This window comes from Microbacterium sp. zg-B96 (assembly GCF_030246865.1).
GTDB lineage: Bacteria > Actinomycetota > Actinomycetes > Actinomycetales > Microbacteriaceae > Microbacterium.
The window spans coordinates 885,093-900,588 of the sequence record NZ_CP126738.1 but is presented as its reverse complement, the minus strand read 5'-3'; the positions used below and the strand labels follow the sequence as shown (position 1 = coordinate 900,588).

Genomic DNA, 15,496 nt, shown 5'->3' with positions numbered 1-15,496 from the left:
TGAGTTATCCACAACCCCTGATCAGCGTCGGTTTCGGTGGGTCGCAATGTCGGAGGGGGTCGGCAGAATCGGGGGTATGAACACCTCCCCGACCACCACCGCCCCGACGGCAGTGCTGTCGCATGAGCAGGTGATCTCCGGGCTGGAGGAGGTGCGGCGGCGTCGGGCGCAGGCCGATGCCGACGAGGTGTGGTTCCTGTCGCAGGCGGAGGCTGTTGCGGAGGCGGAGACCGCCCGCATCCCCACCAGTGACGGTCGGGAAAGGGAGATGCCATTGCGGTCGATGGCCGCGGAAGTCGGCGCGGTGCTGCGCCGCTCCGACGACGGCATGCGCGACCGGATGCACGACGCGACCGTGCTCGTGGATGAGTTCCCCGCGACGTTCAGGGCGCTGCGGGAGGATCGCATCGACCGGGTTCATGTCCGGCTCATCCAGGACGCCGGCGCCCGGATCACCGACCCCGACGCGCGGGCCCGGTTCGAACAGGCGGCGCTCGTCGTGGCGGAGCAGGACACCCCGGGACGGGCGAAGCCGACGATCCTGATGCTCGCGCAGCGACTCAACCCGGTGCCGTTGGAAGAACGCCACAAGGAGGCCGCGGCCGGCCGGCGGGTGTGGGTGCGGGACCTGGACGACGGGATGGCCGAACTGGCCGCGCTGCTGCCGGCGGAGTTGATCTACGCGATGCGGGACCGGCTGAACCAGCACGCCCGCCAGATCGCGGACGCGCATCGTGCCGCAGTCAAAGCCGCAGCGGAGGCCGAAGCCGAAGCCGAAGCCGAAGCCGAAGTGATCGCCGCGGATGTGATCGCGACCGATACGCGCACCATGGATCAGATCCGCGCGGACGTGCTCACCGACCTGCTGCTCACCGGACACGCCACCGCACCCAGTGCAACCGGGAGCATCCCGGAAGGGACACCGATCGTCGCGCAGGTGCAGATCGTCATCCCCGCCCACACCCTCATCGGCGTCGGCGACGAGCCGGCCGAGCTGGTCGGGTACGGACCGATCGCCCCCGATACCGCCAGGCGCCTCGCCGCGACCGCCGAGGTGTGGGAACGGCTGTTCACCTCACCCACCACGGGCGCGGTGCAGCAGGTCCTCACTTACCGGCCGACCCGGGAGATGCGCAGACACCTCGACGCCCGCGACGAGCACTGCCGGTTCCTGGGGTGTCGAAGACCGGCCCGTCAGTGCGACCTCGACCACACCCACGACGCGGCGCTGGGTGGGCCGACCTGCCTGACCAATCTCGCGAACCTGTGCCCGGGGCGACATCACCCGGTCAAGCACGGCACCGCGTGGAGCGTGGTGCAGAAAGCCGACGGCATCCTGGAATGGACCAGCCCCACCGGCCGGGTCTACACCGACATCCCCCGCCGGGTGCTGGAATTCATGGCCCTCGCCGCCATCGAAGAACCCGCACCGTTCTAGTCAGCGCGGCGCCCGCAGGTCCGTTCCGGCGTCACTCGAGGGGCAGGCGAGGCCGCAGCGGGCCGCGCGCGAGCAGGTGCTGCGCCGACTGCGCCACGGGCCGCATCGTGACCAGGTCCAGATTGACATGTCCCGGCGCGTTGAGGGCGTACGCGATGACGTCGGCGACATCGGATGCCACCAGCGGCTGCTCGACGCCGTCGTAGACCTTCTCGGCGGCAGACCGGTCGCCGCCCAGGCGGTTGAGGGCGAACTCCTCGGTGTAGACCATTCCCGGGGCGATCTCGACGACGCGGATCGGCTCGCCGTTGAGCTCCAGCCGCAGTGCTGCGGCGAGCATCGACTCCCCCGCCTTGGCCGCGTTGTAGCCGGCCCCGCCCGGGTAGGCCCGCTGGGCGGCGGTGGAGGTCACGAAGACGGTGTCGGCGTGTCCGTCGGCACCAGCCGCCAGGCGCAACTGCGGCAGCAGGGCGGCCACCAGCATCTGGGCGGCGACCACGTTGATCTCGAACATCCAGCGCCAGTCGTCGGCGCTGCCGTCCTCCACGCGGTCGGTGCCACGAGCGCCGCCGGCGACCTGCACCAGCGCATGTACGGGGCCGGTCTCCTCCAGCCATTCCGCGAGCGCGTCGACGTCGGCCTGCCGAGTGAGGTCGGCGGCGTACACCGCCGCTCCCGTCTGCGCTTCCACCTCCGCCAGCCGGTTCGCACGCCGGGCCACGCCGACGACATCCCAACCAGCGGCGCGCAGTGCCCGCACCGTGGCCTCCCCGATCCCTGAGCTGGCTCCGGTCACCACCGCACGTCGTGTCATGGCTCCCACCGTACTCCCGCGCGTTACGTCACATTTCCGCGTCGTTGTTGACAACGGGACTTATCCGTAACCTCGGACCAGGCCGTGGTACCCGTGGCCCACCCGACATTCAGGAGTCATCATGTCCGCACCCGAGAACTGGCGCTTCGAGACCAAGCAGGTCCACTCCGGCGCCGCGCCGGATCCGGTGACCAAGGCGCGCGCCACGCCGATCTACCAGACGACCTCCTACGTGTTCGACAGCGCCGATCACGCCGCGAACCTGTTCGCGCTGGCGGAGTTCGGCAACATCTACACCCGCATCCAGAACCCGACGCAGGATGTCGTCGAGCAGCGGGTCGCCGCACTCGAGGGTGGCACCGGCGCGCTGCTGGTCGCCAGCGGCCAGGCCGCGGAGACCTTCGCGGTGCTCAACATCGCCCAGGCCGGCGACCACCTCGTCTCGTCGAGCTCCATCTATGGCGGCACCTACAACCTGTTCAAGTACACCCTGGCCAAGCTCGGCATCGAGACGACCTTCGTGGAGAACCAGGACGACCCCGAGGAGTGGCGTCGGGCAGTGCGGCCCAACACCAAGCTGTTCTTCGCCGAGACGATCGGCAATCCGCAGATCAACGTGCTCGACATCCGCACCGTCGCCGACATCGCGCACGAAGCCGGGGTGCCGCTGATCGTCGACAACACGATCGCGACGCCCTATCTGATCCGTCCGTTCGAGCACGGCGCCGACATCATCGTGCACTCCGCCACCAAGTTCCTCGGCGGCCACGGCACCACCATCGGCGGCATCATCGTCGACGGCGGGCGCTTCGAATGGTCCAAGAACGTCGAGAAGTTCCCCGGGCTGACCGAACCGGACCCGTCCTACCACGGCGCCTCCTACACGACCGCCGTCGGCGATGGGCTGGCCTACATCATCAAGGCCCGCGTGCAGCTGCTGCGCGACCTGGGTGCGGCGATCTCGCCGATCAGCGCGTGGCTGCTGCTGCAGGGCATCGAGACGCTGTCGCTGCGCATCGAACGCCACGTGCAGAACGCGCAGGAGATCGCGGAGTGGCTGGAGAGTCAGGACGACGTGGCCGCAGTGTTCTACTCCGGCCTTCCCACCTCCCCCTGGTACGCCGCCGCGAACACCTACGCGCCCAAGGGCGTCGGCGCGGTGCTGTCGTTCGAGCTCAAGGGGGGCGTTGCGGCGGGGCGCGAGTTCGTCAACTCGCTGGAACTGTTCAGCCACCTCGCCAACATCGGCGATGTGCGCTCGCTCGTGATCCACCCGGCATCCACCACGCACTCGCAGCTCACGCCGGAGCAGCAGCTCACGTCCGGCGTCACGCCGGGCCTGGTGCGTCTGTCGGTCGGCATCGAGAGCGTCGAGGACCTCAAGGCCGACCTGGCGCAGGCGCTGGCCGCCGCCCGCCGCCTGTCGGAGGCCGCGCGCGCCTGAGCCATACGCTGGTCTGCGTGACCGAACGCATCGCTGCCGCCTACGACGATTTCGGGCGACGCTGGGCGCACGGCACCTCACCGCTGTACGAGGAGTGGTCGACCGGCATTGCGGGCGACCGAGAGGTCCTGGCCCGCCTCGCCGCGCTTCCCGCACCGGTGCGGCAACCCAACCGCATCTTCGCGGCCGCGCGCCGGGCTGGCAGCCCCCTCACCGGGTATCCGCAGTGGCGGGAGTGGCTCGCAGCGAACTGGGATCGCGTGGTCGAGGTGGCAGCGGTGCGCACCACCCAGGCGAACGAACCGGCCCGGTGTGCGACCCTGCTGCCGCAACTGGCCGCGATCCCCGGCCCCCTCGCCCTGCTCGAGGTCGGCACCGCCGCCGGGCTGTGCCTGTTCCCCGACCGCTACGCCTACGAGTACACCGCACCGGATGGCGCGCATCGGCTCGGCGACTCCCCGGTCGTGGTTCCCTGTCGCATTGACGACGCCGCGGCCGTCCCCGAGCGCCTCCCCGACGTCATCTGGCGCCGCGGCATCGATCTGGCGCCTATCGATGCCGCCGATCCCGACGCGATCGGCTGGCTCGCGACCCTGGTGTGGCCCGGTCCCGACCACGCCGGCCGCGTCGCGCGACTCCGCGCAGCGGCAGAGATCGCGGCGGCCGATCCGCCCGGAATCGTCCGCGGGAATCTGCTGGAGACACTGCCCGAGGTGGCGGCCTCGGCGCCGGCGGATGCCACCCTGGTGATCTTCCACAGCGCCGTGCTGCTGTACCTCGACGTTGACGAGAGACGGCGCTTCGTCGAGTTGGTGGACGAGGTGCGCGCCGTCCGCGGCGGCGGTGTCGTGTGGATCTCGAACGAGTCGTCGGGGACGCTGCCCTCCGTCGACGCCTTCGTGCCGCCCGCGCTCGAGACCGATCGGCGCTTCGTGCAGTCCGTCGACGGTGCTCCGATGGCCCTGGCCGGCCAGCACGGCGCGACCTACGAGGTGCGCCCGTTCGGCGCCGCATAGTCCGCGACTCAGGCGCCGTCCCACCACCGCAGCACCCGTAGCGCGCGCAGCGTCACCCAGCGGCTCGGGAATCCCTCGTTCTCGTCGTCGAGATCGAACAGCGTGGGGCCCTGATGGATCAGCTCGAGCTTCCACATCCCGAAGGGGAGCATCTTCGCACGGACCAGGTCGATCGCCTCCGCACAGCGGTCGTCGCGATCCGGCCGTGCCGACCGCAAGTAGTCGAGAGCCCGCAGCACGTCGTAGTACCAGCGGGTGGGGAAGGACGGCATCGCGAAGCGGGGGTCGATGAGCTCCCCGGTGGAGACGCGTCGCAGGAGGCGACGCTCCAGCAGGTACTCCTCGCCGCGCAGCCGGGCAGCGGTCGCGGCGCCCGATCCGGCGCCCGCCTGCTCCCACGCCCACAGACCTTCGAGCGCGCAGATCGTGGAGTGGAAGGACGAACGGCTCGTGCCGTCCTCGTCCCAGCAGTTCCAGCCGCCATCGGCCAGCTGACCGGACAGCAGCGTCTCGACGATCGAGCGACCGTCCTGCCCGAAGAAGGCGGCATTGGCCAGCGCACCGCCGTTGATGCACGGCTCGACCTCGCCCGCGAAGTACGGCTGTCCCTCGTTCTCCCAGCGGACGTTCTCGCGGACCCGGGTGATCGCGCGCACCACCTCCGGCGCCGCCGGGTCGGGGCCGAACGCGCGCAGCAGCTCCAGCGACGGGTGCGTGGCGGACCAGGCGTCGTAGAACGGGCGGCTCTCGTCCACCCAGCCGGGCCGATAGGTGCCCCCGTCCCACAGTCCGTCCTCGCCCTGCTCGGCGAGTAGCCGTGCACCCCACCCCTCGGTGGCCACCCGGCCACGTTCGGCGGCCACCTCTGCCGGCGCGGCATCCGTCAGATCCCGCAGAACCTGCCAGCGGATGGCCGGGTCGGAGTCCAGGAGGTAGTCGATCGCGCTCATGGCCGGACGATACCGCGATCGCGGCGCGTAACACGCACGCCACGACGGCTATGACCCCCGACAATGGGGAGGTGGACTGGCAGACCTCCGAAGACACCGTGCCCTCCGCGCCGGTGACCGAGGCCGACGCGCGCCTGCTGCTGGGCCGCCCGCCCGCCACCGGCGCATGGCGTGACGGCGACCCCGACGGCGAGCGCCGGTTCGCAGCGTTCGGCGCGTTCGGAACCGAGAGCGGGCGGGAGCTGCCTGCGCTGCGACTGGCGTACGAGACGTGGGGCGCGCTGAACCCGGCGCGCGACAACGCGGTGCTCATCCTCCACGCCCTCACCGGCGACAGCCACGTCCGTGGACCCGCAACCCCGGGACATCCCACCGCCGGCTGGTGGGACGCCATCGTCGGACCCGGCGCCCCCATCGACACCGACCGCTGGTTCGTCGTGGCGCCGAACATGCTGGGTGGATGCCAGGGATCCACCGGACCTGCCAGCATCGCCCCCGACGGCTACGAGTGGGCCTCGCGCTTCCCGTACCTCACGATCCGCGACCAGGTCGCCGCACAGGCCCGCCTGGCCGACGCCCTCGGCATCGACGTGTGGGCCGCCGTCATCGGCGGCTCGATGGGCGGCATGCACGCCCTGGAATGGGCAGTCGCACTGCCGGACCGGCTGCAGCGCGTCGCGATCCTCTCCGCTCCCCCGGCCAACACCGCCGACCAGATCGCGCTGAACTCGGTGCAGCTGGAGGCGATCCAGATCGACCCGCGCTTCCAGGGCGGGGAGTACTACGACTCCGGCGACGGCGACGGGCCGCACCGCGGCCTGGCGCTGGCGCGGCGGATGGCGCTGCTGAACTACCGCAGCCCCACCGAGCTCAACCAGCGGTTCCAGCGCTCCTGGCAGTCGGGCAAGAGCCCGCTGGGCCACGGCGGCCGCTTCGCCGTGGAGTCCTACCTCGACTTCCACGGCAACAAGTTCACGCGGCGCTTCGACGCCAACAGCTACCTCGTGCTGGTGGAGGCGATGGACTCCCACGACGTGGGCCGCGACCGCGGCGGCATCGAGGACGCACTGTCACGCGTGACGGCCACGGCGCTCGTGCTCGGCATCGACAGCGACCGGCTGTTCCCGATCGACGGCCAGCACCGCATCGCCCGCGGCATCCCCACGACCCTCGACGGTGACCAGGCGGTGGTGCTCTCCAGCGACTACGGCCACGACGGTTTCCTCATCGAGACGGGGGCCGTCGGGGGGCACCTGGGCCGCCTGCTCGCGACGTGAGTCAGGACGCCGAGCGGGTGTAGCGCCAGGGCAGCGTGGCGACCTCCAGCCGGTGCCGCGAGTCGGAGCCGGCATCCGGTTCGTATTCGCCGTCCTCCTGCCACAGCATCACCCCGGCATCCTCACGAGCACGCGTTTCGAACCGGTGGATGCCGCGCAGCCGCGCCGCGGCGAGCGCACTGTCCACGTCGTCGTGACCGATCAGCCCGTGCAGCGTGACCCACGTCGGCGGGTAGAGCCGCAGCTCGCCGCGGCCGTGGGCGGCGAGCGCGTCGGCCGGAGTGGTCCACTGCGTCTGGACGACCTCCGCCGGCGCCGGCTGCAGCGGGCCGCTCGGCACTCGGGCCACGAAGAACCAGGTGCGGATCCGCAGGGCGACGTTCACCGGAGGGACCCACAGCGCCAGCGGCACCAGCACGTCCGGATCGACCACCAGTCCCACCTCTTCGGCGGTCTCCCGCACACCGGCCCGGCGGGCGACGTCCTCGTCCGCGGTGTCCGGGCCGGGATGATCGCCGTCCTCGATCATGCCGCCGGGGAAGACCCACGCCCCCGCGAACGAGCCGCGGTCCGGGCGCTGCAGCAGCAGCACCTCCACCCCGGCGGCGCCGTCGCGCAGCAGGACGACGGTCGCGGCAACCGGGAGGTCCGGCTCCGCGTCGCCCGGGGTCACGGCGTCACTGGTCAGCATCCAGCGCCTGCTCGAGCCGCTCGACCTTGCCGTCCAGCTCGCCGCTGTAACCGGGGCGGATGTCGGCTTTGAGCACGAGCGAGACCCGGGAGCCGAAGGGCAGCACCGCCTCGGTGGCGCGTTTGACGACGTCGAAGACCTCGTCCCACTCCCCCTCCACCTCGGTGAACATCGAGGTCGTGCGATGCGGCAGCCCCGAAGAGCGCACGACCGCGACGGCAGCGGCAACGGCGTCGTGCACCGAGCCGTCGGCGCGGCCGGTGCCGCTGGGTGCGACGGAGAAGGCGATGAGCATGGGGACCTCCGCAGGTCAGATCGAGGTGGTGAGGGCGGATGGTGCAGAGCGAGGGATGCCTGGGCGCACCGGTACGCGCACCAGGCGCACCAGTGCCCACACCAGCAGCGCGAGGTACAGCGCATTGCGCACGGTCAGCACGGCGATCGGCAACGGCGCCGTGGTCAGCACGCCGGCGTAGAGCAGGGGGTACACCAGCTGCGTGAGCAGCACGGTGACCAGCGCGAGCGACGCCGGCCCCCGCCACCGGCGACGGTCGAGCACAAGACCCAGCACCAGCGGCGCGGCGATCCAGCTGGCGAACTGCGGGGAGCCCACCTTGTTCACGACGATGAAGGTCATCACGACCGTCAGGGCAAGGGGTGGGAACAGCACCGCGTACCGCGCCCCGAGCCAGGCCTTGCGGGCGCCGATGGCCACGACCGCGATCATCGCGAACGCCAGCAGCGGGGTCATGATCGCGATGAGCGCGTCCACCTGGGGACCGGTCACCTGGAACGTCAGCAGCCCGCCGTCGTAGAACACCTGCGAACCAGGCAGCCCCAGCACCGCCCGCCACAGATAGAACGTGCTCACCGGCGCCTCGATCTGCAGTCCACGGTCGGTCTGGCCCTGCACGAACCCGAAGGCGTAGGCGCCCCCACCGCCGGCCACCACGACGATGAGCGTCACCGCCGACACGACGAGCGCACCGATCACGACCGGTCCCCGGCGCCGCCCGGTGATCACCGCGGCCGCCAGCAGCGCCGCCGGCCAGACCTTGATCCAGGTCGCGATCGCCAGCAGCGCGGATGCCACGAACGGCCGGCCCGCCAACCACAGGCATCCTGCGACGGCGAGGGCTGCGGTGAACCCGTCGAGCCGGTACAGTCCCACCGGGCCGAGCAGCGCGATCGACGCGAGCCAGAACCACGCTGCGCCGCTCCGCCCGCGGGAGCGACCCCGGCCGACCAGCAGGGCGAACGCGCCGGCGTTGGCGAGGACGACCATCACGACCCAGCCGACGGTGTAGCTGCCGGTCCAGGCGAACAGCCACGCCAGCACCATCGGCACGAGCGCCAGCTGCGGGTACACCCACGGCACGGTGATGCCCATGATCTCGCGGCCCGCGGGGCAGAACCCCTCGACCCCGCCCCACAGCGCGCAGGCCGACCACGGCTGGTACACCCGGTACACGTCGCCCATCGGGTCGTTGGGCAGGACGAATCCGAGCCTCGCGATCGCGACGTGCACGATGGCGAAGGCCACCCACAGCACCACCCGCCTCGACACGCTCCTCATCCTACGGACGGGGTGATCCTTGGCGCAGCCGCGGTCATCCGCGCCCGGCGAGCACGTCGCCGACCACGCGCGGCAGGACCGCGGCGACATCCAGCGCCGTGATGGGCCCACCGCCGACGTCGCGGGCGGCGAGTGCACCAGCCCGGCCGTGCAACCACGCGGCCGACGCCGCGCACCGCAGCAGGAGCGCGTGGTCCACGTCGTCGGCGGTGGCGGCCCCGGCCACCAGCGCGGCGATGACCCCGCCGAGCACATCGCCGGTGCCGGCGGTGGCCAGCCACGGCGTGCCGGCACGCACGCGCACGAGGGCGCCATCGGGGCCGGCGACGATCGTCTCCGCGCCCTTGAGCAGCACCACGGCCCCCAGCGCCGCGGCGGTTTCGGCTGCGGCGTAGGCCCGGTCGTCCGCGTCGGCGACGAGTCCGAGCCGGCCGCGCAACAGCGAATGCTCGCGCTCGTGCGGGGTGACGATCACCGGCGCGGTCGCCGCGGGCGCGAGATCGAGCGCGCCGGCGTCGACGACGACGGGCTGAGCGCCGGCCAGCACGTCGCGCAGCGCTGCCGTCTCGGCATCCGTCCGCGTCGCGGCATCCGTCCCCGAGCCGATCAGCCAGGCCTGCACCGCGCCGGGTGCCGTCACCGTCTCGGGCCGGCGCTGCAGCACGGCTGCGGCCGCACCGGCCGGGCCGAGGTAGCGCACCATGCCGATGCCGGTGCGCCACGCCGCTTCGACGCTCAGCACCGCCGCGCCCGGGTACAGATCAGACCCGGTGCGAACGCCCACCACACCACGGGAATACTTGTAGTCGGCGTCGGTCGGCATCCGCAGGGATTCGGCGACGTCGTCCCGAGTCCACGCGCCTGCAGCAATCATGCGCGCCACCCTACCCGTGCTGGAGTCACTATGAGTCTGCTCTTCACCCCTCTGACGATCGGTGGCGACACCGGTGGCGCGGTCACCGCGCGCAACCGGCTCTGGGTCGCTCCGATGTGCCAGTACTCGGCGGTGGCGGGGGTTCCGGGCGAGTGGCACCACGTGCATCTGGCCCAGTTCGCATCGGGCGGCGCCGGCGTGGTCGTCGCCGAGGCCACCGCGGTGACGGCGGAGGGGCGCATCTCCCCCGAAGACACCGGGCTGTACAACGACACCCAGCGCGACGCCTGGGCCCCGATCGCCGCGGCCATCCGCAGCCGCGGCGCGGTGCCCGCGATCCAGCTGGCGCATGCGGGCCGGAAGGCCTCCACGTGGTCGCCGTTCGCCGGGCGCCGCGGCAGCGTGCCCCTGATCGAGGGCGGCTGGACCACGGTCGCCCCCTCCCCGATCGCGTTCGAGGGGTTCGCGGCACCGGAGGCGCTGGACGTCGCCGGCATCGACCGCATCGTCCACGCGTTCGCGGCGGCCGCAGTGCGCGCCGTGGCGGCCGGATTCGAGGTGCTGGAGGTGCACGCCGCGCACGGCTACCTGCTGCACGAGTTCCTCTCCCCGCTGTCGAACCAGCGTGACGACGCGTACGGCGGGTCGCTGGAGAACCGGGCCCGACTGCTGCTGCGGGTCTGCGACGCGGTGCGGGAGGCGGCACCGGGCGTGCCGGTGATCGCACGGTTCTCGGCCACCGACTGGGCCGACGGCGGCTGGGACGTCGCCGACACCACCACGGTCGCCCAGTGGGTCGAGAGCCGCGGCATCTCGCTCATCGACGTCTCCAGCGGCGGGCTCGTCGCCCACCAGAAGATCGTCGCAGGTCCCGGCTACCAGGTGCCCTTCGCCGCCCGGGTGCACGAGGCCGTTACCGTGCCGGTGAGCGCGGTCGGCGAGATCTCGGATGCCGCGCAGGCCGAGGCGATCCTCGCGGCGGGTGAGGCGGATGTGATCATGGCCGGCCGGGAATGGCTGCGCGACCCGCACTTCGCGCTGCGTGCCGCCGCGGAGCTGGGCGAGGACATCGGCTACTGGCCACCGCAGTACGTGCGAGCGCGCCGGCGATGAAAACGCGGACGGGGACCGTAACGGCCCCGTCCGCGTTCTCGTTCAGCGGGTCAGCGCAGGCGCCGAGTGGCGTCCTGCACCTCGCCGACCAGCTCTTCCAGGATGTCCTCGAGGAACAGCACCGCGGTGGTCTGGCCGGAGGCGTCGCGTACCTGGGCGAGGTGACGGCTGGAGCGGCGCATGATCGCCAGGGCGTCCTCGAGATCGGTGGTCTCCGACACCGGGACCATGTGGTGGATGCGCTTGGGCTTGACCGGCTCGCTCACCACGACCGCGCCGTCCGGGCCCTCGGCCTCGCGCAGCACGTCCTTCAGGTGCACGTACCCCAGCGGCGCTCCATCGGCATCCACGATCACGTAGCGCGAGAAGCCGTGTTTGGCGACCGCCCGCTCGATCTCGTCGGGTGTCGTCGACTCCGGCAGGGTCACCAGCGCCGACAGCGGCACGGCGACGTCCTTGGCCTTCTTGTCGGTGAATTCCACCGCCGCCGCGACGGCGCCGGAGGTGTCGTCCAGGACGCCCTCCATCCGCGACTGGTTCACGATCGTCACGACCTCCTCGAGCGTGAACGTCGAGGCTGCCTCGTCCTTCGGCTCGACGCGGAACAGCCGCACCACGTGATTGGCGATCCAGTTGAGCGTGACGATGATCGGGTGGAACAGCCTCGACACCCACACCAGCGGGGTGGCGAGCATGAGCACGGCACGGTCGGGCAGCGAGAACGCCAGGTTCTTCGGCACCATTTCGCCGAACACGACGTGCAGATACGACACGAGCAGCAGCGTGATGACGAACGCGATGACGTCCACGGCGCCTTCGCCCCAGCCGGTCAGGCCCAGCGGCACCGCCAGCAGGTGGTGGATCGCCGGCTCGGAGACGTTCAGGATCAGCAGCGAGCAGATCGTGATGCCCAGCTGACAGGTCGCGAGCATGAGGGTGGCGTGCTCCATCGCCCACAGCGCGGTCTTCGCCGCGCGTGACCCCTTCTCCGCCAGCGGCTCGATCTGCGAGCGGCGTGCGGAGATGACGGCGAACTCGGCGCCGACGAAGAACGCGTTGAACCCCAGCAGCACGACGAGCCATGCGATTCCGGCCCAGTCACTCATCGCGTGCCCCCTCAGTCGTGGCATCCGAGAGCGGATGAGGAGTGAACTTCACCCTCCCCACCCGGCGCCCGTCCATGCGTTGCACCGTGAGGGTGCCCTCTTCCAGGTCGACCTGGTCGCCTGCCACCGGGATGCGCTCGAGCACGCTCATGATGTAGCCGCCGACGGTGTCGTAGACGTCACCCTCCGGGACGCGGATGCCGGTGCGGTCGCGCACCTCGTCGGGGCGGAGTTCCGCAGGGAACGTCACGGCATCCGCCGTCCGCACGATGCCTGCCCGGCTGCGGTCGTGCTCGTCGAGCACCTCGCCGACGATCTCCTCGACCAGGTCCTCGAGCGTGACGACACCGGCGGTGCCGCCGTACTCGTCGACGACGATGGCCATCTGATAGCCGCGAGCGCGCAGCTCCGAGATGAGGGCGTCGAGGTGCACCGCTTCTGGGACCCGCAGCGGCTCCTGGGCGATCGCCGCAGCAGGCACCTCGCCGCGCCGGTCGCGCGGCACGCTGACGGCTGCCTTGAGGTGCACGACGCCGGTGATGTCATCCATCGATTCGTCGTACACCGGGAAGCGACTGTGCCCGGTGCGGCGGGCGAGCTGGATGACGTCCTCCACCGAATCCGACGCGGCGACGGCGTGCACGCTCGGGCGGGGGGTCATGACGTCGGCGGCGGTGAGCCGGGCGAACGTGAGCGAGCGGTGCAGCAGCGACGCGGTGTCCTGCTCGAGCACACCCGCGAGGGCCGACCGGCGCACCAGGCTCGACAGTTCCTCGGCGGTGCGCGCCCCCGACAGCTCCTCCTTCGGCTCGACGCCCATGGCACGGAGGACGCCGTTGGCGCTGCCGTTGAGCAGCCAGATCGCCGGCTTGAACACCGTGGTGAAGCCCACCTGGAACGGCATCACGAGCTTGGCGGTCTGCCGCGGAATCGCCAGGGCGAAGTTCTTCGGCACGAGCTCGCCGACGATCATGGAGAACAGCGTCGCGATCGACACCCCCACGATGGCGGCGATGGGACGGGAGACCGCCTCGGACCAGCCCCACGCGGAAAAGACCGGGGACAGCAGGTTCGAGATGGCCGGCTCCATCGTGTAACCGGTCAGCAGCGTCGTGAGCGTGATGCCCAACTGCGCGCTGGACAGGTGCGTCGAGGTGATGCGCAGCGCCGCGATCGTCAGCGCCAACCGCGACTCGCCGGAAGCTTGCCGCGACTCCAGGTCCGCGCGGTCGAGGTTCACGAGCGCGAATTCGCTGGCGACGAACAGGCCGGTGCCCACTGTCAGAAGCAGCCCCACGCCCAACATGACGTAATCCATCACGCATCACCCCCGATCGAACGGGAGGGAGGTCGGTGGGGCGATCGTCTACTACTGGGAGGGTCGTCCATCGTGCGCAAGATTCTACGGCACGCCCTGGGCGCGGTCCCGGGTGTTCTCACAGCCCGGCATCCATTCTTCGCCTTCGCAGTGCGCTCTCCCCCGGTCCGTCGACCGCCCGAGATGCGGTGATCTGCCGGAATGCGGATGCTCCCGCGCCCACGGCCCTCACCCGGGCAGATCCCCTCGCCCCGGCAAAGCGACGCGCCCGGGTCACCAGCTGACGGGGAGCGCCTTGCCCTCTTCGTAGCCGGCGGCGGACTGCAGGCCCACCATGGCCCGCTCGTGGAACTCCGGCACGGTGGCCGCTCCCGCGTACGTGAACGACGAGCGCACCCCGGAGGTGATCATGTCGAGGAGGTCCTCGATGCCCGGGCGCAGCGGGTCCAGGTAGATCTTCGACGACGAGATCCCCTCGGCGAACAGCTCCTTGCGGGCCAGTTCATACGGGTCCAGCCGCCCGAACCGGTCGTGCACGGCCTTGGTGGAGGCCATCCCCCACGACTCCTTGTACGCGCGCCCCGCTGCGTCGGTCTGCACCTCGCCGGGGGCTTCGATCGTCCCGGCGAACCACGAGCCGATCATGACGGATGCCGCGCCGGCAGCGAGCGCGAGCGCGACGTCCCTCGGGTAGCGCACTCCGCCGTCGGCCCACACGTGCGCGCCCTGTTCGGCCGCGGCCTGGGCGGTCTCCAGCACGGCGGAGAACTGCGGCCGGCCCACGGCGGTCATCATGCGCGTCGTGCACATCGCGCCCGGCCCCACCCCGACCTTGAGGATCGTCGCGCCCATCGCCACGAGATCGGCGACGCCGTCGGCGGTGACGATGTTGCCTGCGGCGATCGGGATTCCCAGATCCAGCGCCGATACCGCGTGCAGCGCCTGCAGCATCCCCTCCTGGTGGCCGTGGGCGGTGTCGAGCACGAGCACGTCGACCCCGGCCGCGGCCAGCGCCTGCGCCTTGGCGGCGACGTCCCCGTTGATGCCCACAGCCGCCGCGACGATCAGACGCCCGTCCGCATCGACGGCGGGCTGGTACAGCGCCGAGCGCAGCGCGCTGCGGCGCGAGAGCGTACCCACGAGCATGCCGTGGTGCAGCACGCAGACGATGTCGGCCTCGGCGGCCACGATGAGGTCGAAGGCATGGCGAGGCGTCTCGACGTCATCGGCGTCGATCGCGGCGGCGCGCCCGCGCACGAGGTCCCCCAGCCGTGCGTCCGGCAGCGCGGTGCCCAGCCGGGTGGCGGGCACCACTCCCAGCACGTCGTCGTGCGCGATGCGTCCCGACGGTCCCGTCCCCGGAGTCGGAGCAACGACGATGCCGTGGCCCTCGGTGGCCGGCAGCAGCCGCAGCGCGTCGGCGACGGTCGCCTCCGGCGGCAGCACCAGCGGCGTGTCCCACGGCACCGGCTGATCCTTGACCCAGCGGATCGCGGCATCCAGTTCCTGCAGCGGCATGTCCTGCGGCAACACGCCGAGCCCGCCGCGCCGCGCGAGCACCGAGGCCAGCCGCGCCCCGGTGACCGAGTTCATGTTCGCCGACACCACCGGAATGGTCGCGGGGGTCCCGTCCCCCGGGGAGAGATCGACCTCGAGCCGGCTGCGAACCGCCGAACGACGCGGCACCAGGAATACATCGGAGTACGTCAAATCCACCGTGGGCTGCTCACCGGAGAATCGCATGCTTCCACGGTAGCCGCGCTTCCCCCGGGTTGGATAAGAGCGGGATCACGGAATGCTGAGGTTGCAACCCGAGCTTGCCGCGTAAAAGGCGTTACGCTAGATAGCTGTGTGTGCGCAGGCAATGACGATGCCGCGT

General features: G+C 71.2%; 14 protein-coding genes. 5 read left to right on the top strand and 9 right to left on the bottom strand.

The genetic code is table 11. The features are described 5' to 3' along the window. The first annotated feature begins 76 nt into the window (after positions 1-76). A complete protein-coding gene (locus QNO11_RS03985; protein WP_257509438.1) occupies positions 77-1,438 on the top strand; it encodes an HNH endonuclease signature motif containing protein in 1,362 nt (453 codons plus the stop codon). Between the two features lie 31 nt (positions 1,439-1,469). Here QNO11_RS03985 and QNO11_RS03980 read toward each other — a convergent pair whose 3' ends face one another. Beyond that, a complete protein-coding gene (locus QNO11_RS03980; RefSeq protein WP_257509437.1) occupies positions 1,470-2,252 on the bottom strand; it encodes an SDR family oxidoreductase in 783 nt (260 codons plus the stop codon). Between the two features lie 121 nt (positions 2,253-2,373). On the opposite strand from QNO11_RS03980, the gene QNO11_RS03975 reads away from it, so the two are divergent. Further along, complete coding sequence (locus tag QNO11_RS03975; RefSeq protein WP_257509436.1) at positions 2,374-3,696, top strand: bifunctional o-acetylhomoserine/o-acetylserine sulfhydrylase; 1,323 nt, start codon at positions 2,374-2,376, stop codon at positions 3,694-3,696. A gap of 17 nt (positions 3,697-3,713) precedes the next feature. Further along, complete coding sequence (locus QNO11_RS03970) at positions 3,714-4,712, top strand: DUF2332 domain-containing protein (protein WP_257509435.1); 999 nt, start codon at positions 3,714-3,716, stop codon at positions 4,710-4,712. Between the two features lie 8 nt (positions 4,713-4,720). On the opposite strand, the gene QNO11_RS03965 is transcribed toward QNO11_RS03970, so the two are convergent. Continuing rightward, positions 4,721-5,662 carry a hypothetical protein gene (locus QNO11_RS03965; RefSeq protein WP_257509434.1) on the bottom strand — a complete coding sequence of 314 codons (942 nt, stop codon included), beginning with the start codon at positions 5,660-5,662 and terminating at the stop codon, positions 4,721-4,723. A 71-nt stretch (positions 5,663-5,733) separates the two neighbouring features. Between QNO11_RS03965 and metX the strand changes: the two genes are divergently transcribed. Next, on the top strand, positions 5,734-6,939 hold the full coding sequence (metX, locus tag QNO11_RS03960; RefSeq protein WP_257509433.1) for a homoserine O-acetyltransferase MetX: 1,206 nt from the start codon (positions 5,734-5,736) through the stop codon (positions 6,937-6,939). Between the two features lies 1 nt (position 6,940). Here the strand turns inward: metX and QNO11_RS03955 are convergent, their stop codons facing one another. The 4 genes from QNO11_RS03955 to QNO11_RS03940 are packed head-to-tail and all read right to left on the bottom strand — an operon-like array spanning position 6,941 to position 10,080. Further along, entirely contained in the window at positions 6,941-7,630 is a 690-nt protein-coding gene (locus tag QNO11_RS03955; RefSeq protein ID WP_257509432.1) for an NUDIX hydrolase, read from the bottom strand. Continuing rightward, the gene (locus tag QNO11_RS03950) at positions 7,617-7,925 is read right to left on the bottom strand and encodes a thiamine-binding protein (protein ID WP_257509431.1); all 309 of its coding nucleotides are present in this window, start codon (positions 7,923-7,925) and stop codon (positions 7,617-7,619) included. Before QNO11_RS03950 ends, QNO11_RS03955 begins: the two co-directional genes overlap by 14 nt. 15 nt (positions 7,926-7,940) lie before the next feature. Continuing rightward, positions 7,941-9,197 carry a glycosyltransferase 87 family protein gene (locus tag QNO11_RS03945; protein WP_257509430.1) on the bottom strand — a complete coding sequence of 419 codons (1,257 nt, stop codon included), beginning with the start codon at positions 9,195-9,197 and terminating at the stop codon, positions 7,941-7,943. 43 nt (positions 9,198-9,240) lie between these two features. Beyond that, positions 9,241-10,080: an ADP-dependent NAD(P)H-hydrate dehydratase gene (locus tag QNO11_RS03940; protein ID WP_257509429.1), complete on the bottom strand. Its 840-nt coding sequence runs from the start codon at positions 10,078-10,080 to the stop codon at positions 9,241-9,243. A 30-nt stretch (positions 10,081-10,110) separates the two neighbouring features. On the opposite strand from QNO11_RS03940, the gene QNO11_RS03935 reads away from it, so the two are divergent. Further along, complete coding sequence (locus QNO11_RS03935) at positions 10,111-11,193, top strand: NADH:flavin oxidoreductase/NADH oxidase (protein ID WP_257509428.1); 1,083 nt, start codon at positions 10,111-10,113, stop codon at positions 11,191-11,193. Positions 11,194-11,243: 50 nt separating this feature from the next. On the opposite strand, the gene QNO11_RS03930 is transcribed toward QNO11_RS03935, so the two are convergent. The 3 genes from QNO11_RS03930 to guaB1 all read right to left on the bottom strand — a co-directional run bounded on the left by QNO11_RS03930 (position 11,244) and on the right by guaB1 (position 15,360). Further along, a complete protein-coding gene (locus tag QNO11_RS03930; protein WP_257509427.1) occupies positions 11,244-12,299 on the bottom strand; it encodes a hemolysin family protein in 1,056 nt (351 codons plus the stop codon). Further along, a complete protein-coding gene (locus QNO11_RS03925; protein ID WP_257509536.1) occupies positions 12,292-13,617 on the bottom strand; it encodes a hemolysin family protein in 1,326 nt (441 codons plus the stop codon). Before QNO11_RS03925 ends, QNO11_RS03930 begins: the two co-directional genes overlap by 8 nt. A gap of 273 nt (positions 13,618-13,890) precedes the next feature. Next, entirely contained in the window at positions 13,891-15,360 is a 1,470-nt protein-coding gene (guaB1, locus tag QNO11_RS03920; protein WP_257509426.1) for a GMP reductase, read from the bottom strand. Positions 15,361-15,496 lie beyond the last annotated feature (136 nt).

Bases quoted from the DNA above. Each gene is read 5' to 3' on its own strand.
- QNO11_RS03940 (WP_257509429.1), bottom strand. From the start codon at position 10,080: ATGATTGCTGCAGGCGCGTGGACTCGGGACGACGTCGCCGAATCCCTG.
- QNO11_RS03955 (WP_257509432.1), bottom strand. From the start codon at position 7,630: ATGCTGACCAGTGACGCCGTGACCCCGGGCGACGCGGAGCCGGACCTC.
- QNO11_RS03950 (WP_257509431.1), bottom strand. From the start codon at position 7,925: ATGCTCATCGCCTTCTCCGTCGCACCCAGCGGCACCGGCCGCGCCGAC.
- guaB1 (WP_257509426.1), bottom strand. From the start codon at position 15,360: ATGCGATTCTCCGGTGAGCAGCCCACGGTGGATTTGACGTACTCCGAT.
- QNO11_RS03965 (WP_257509434.1), bottom strand. From the start codon at position 5,662: ATGAGCGCGATCGACTACCTCCTGGACTCCGACCCGGCCATCCGCTGG.
- QNO11_RS03985 (WP_257509438.1), top strand. From the start codon at position 77: ATGAACACCTCCCCGACCACCACCGCCCCGACGGCAGTGCTGTCGCAT.
- QNO11_RS03975 (WP_257509436.1), top strand. From the start codon at position 2,374: ATGTCCGCACCCGAGAACTGGCGCTTCGAGACCAAGCAGGTCCACTCC.
- QNO11_RS03980 (WP_257509437.1), bottom strand. From the start codon at position 2,252: ATGACACGACGTGCGGTGGTGACCGGAGCCAGCTCAGGGATCGGGGAG.
- QNO11_RS03925 (WP_257509536.1), bottom strand. From the start codon at position 13,617: ATGGATTACGTCATGTTGGGCGTGGGGCTGCTTCTGACAGTGGGCACC.
- QNO11_RS03935 (WP_257509428.1), top strand. From the start codon at position 10,111: ATGAGTCTGCTCTTCACCCCTCTGACGATCGGTGGCGACACCGGTGGC.
- QNO11_RS03930 (WP_257509427.1), bottom strand. From the start codon at position 12,299: ATGAGTGACTGGGCCGGAATCGCATGGCTCGTCGTGCTGCTGGGGTTC.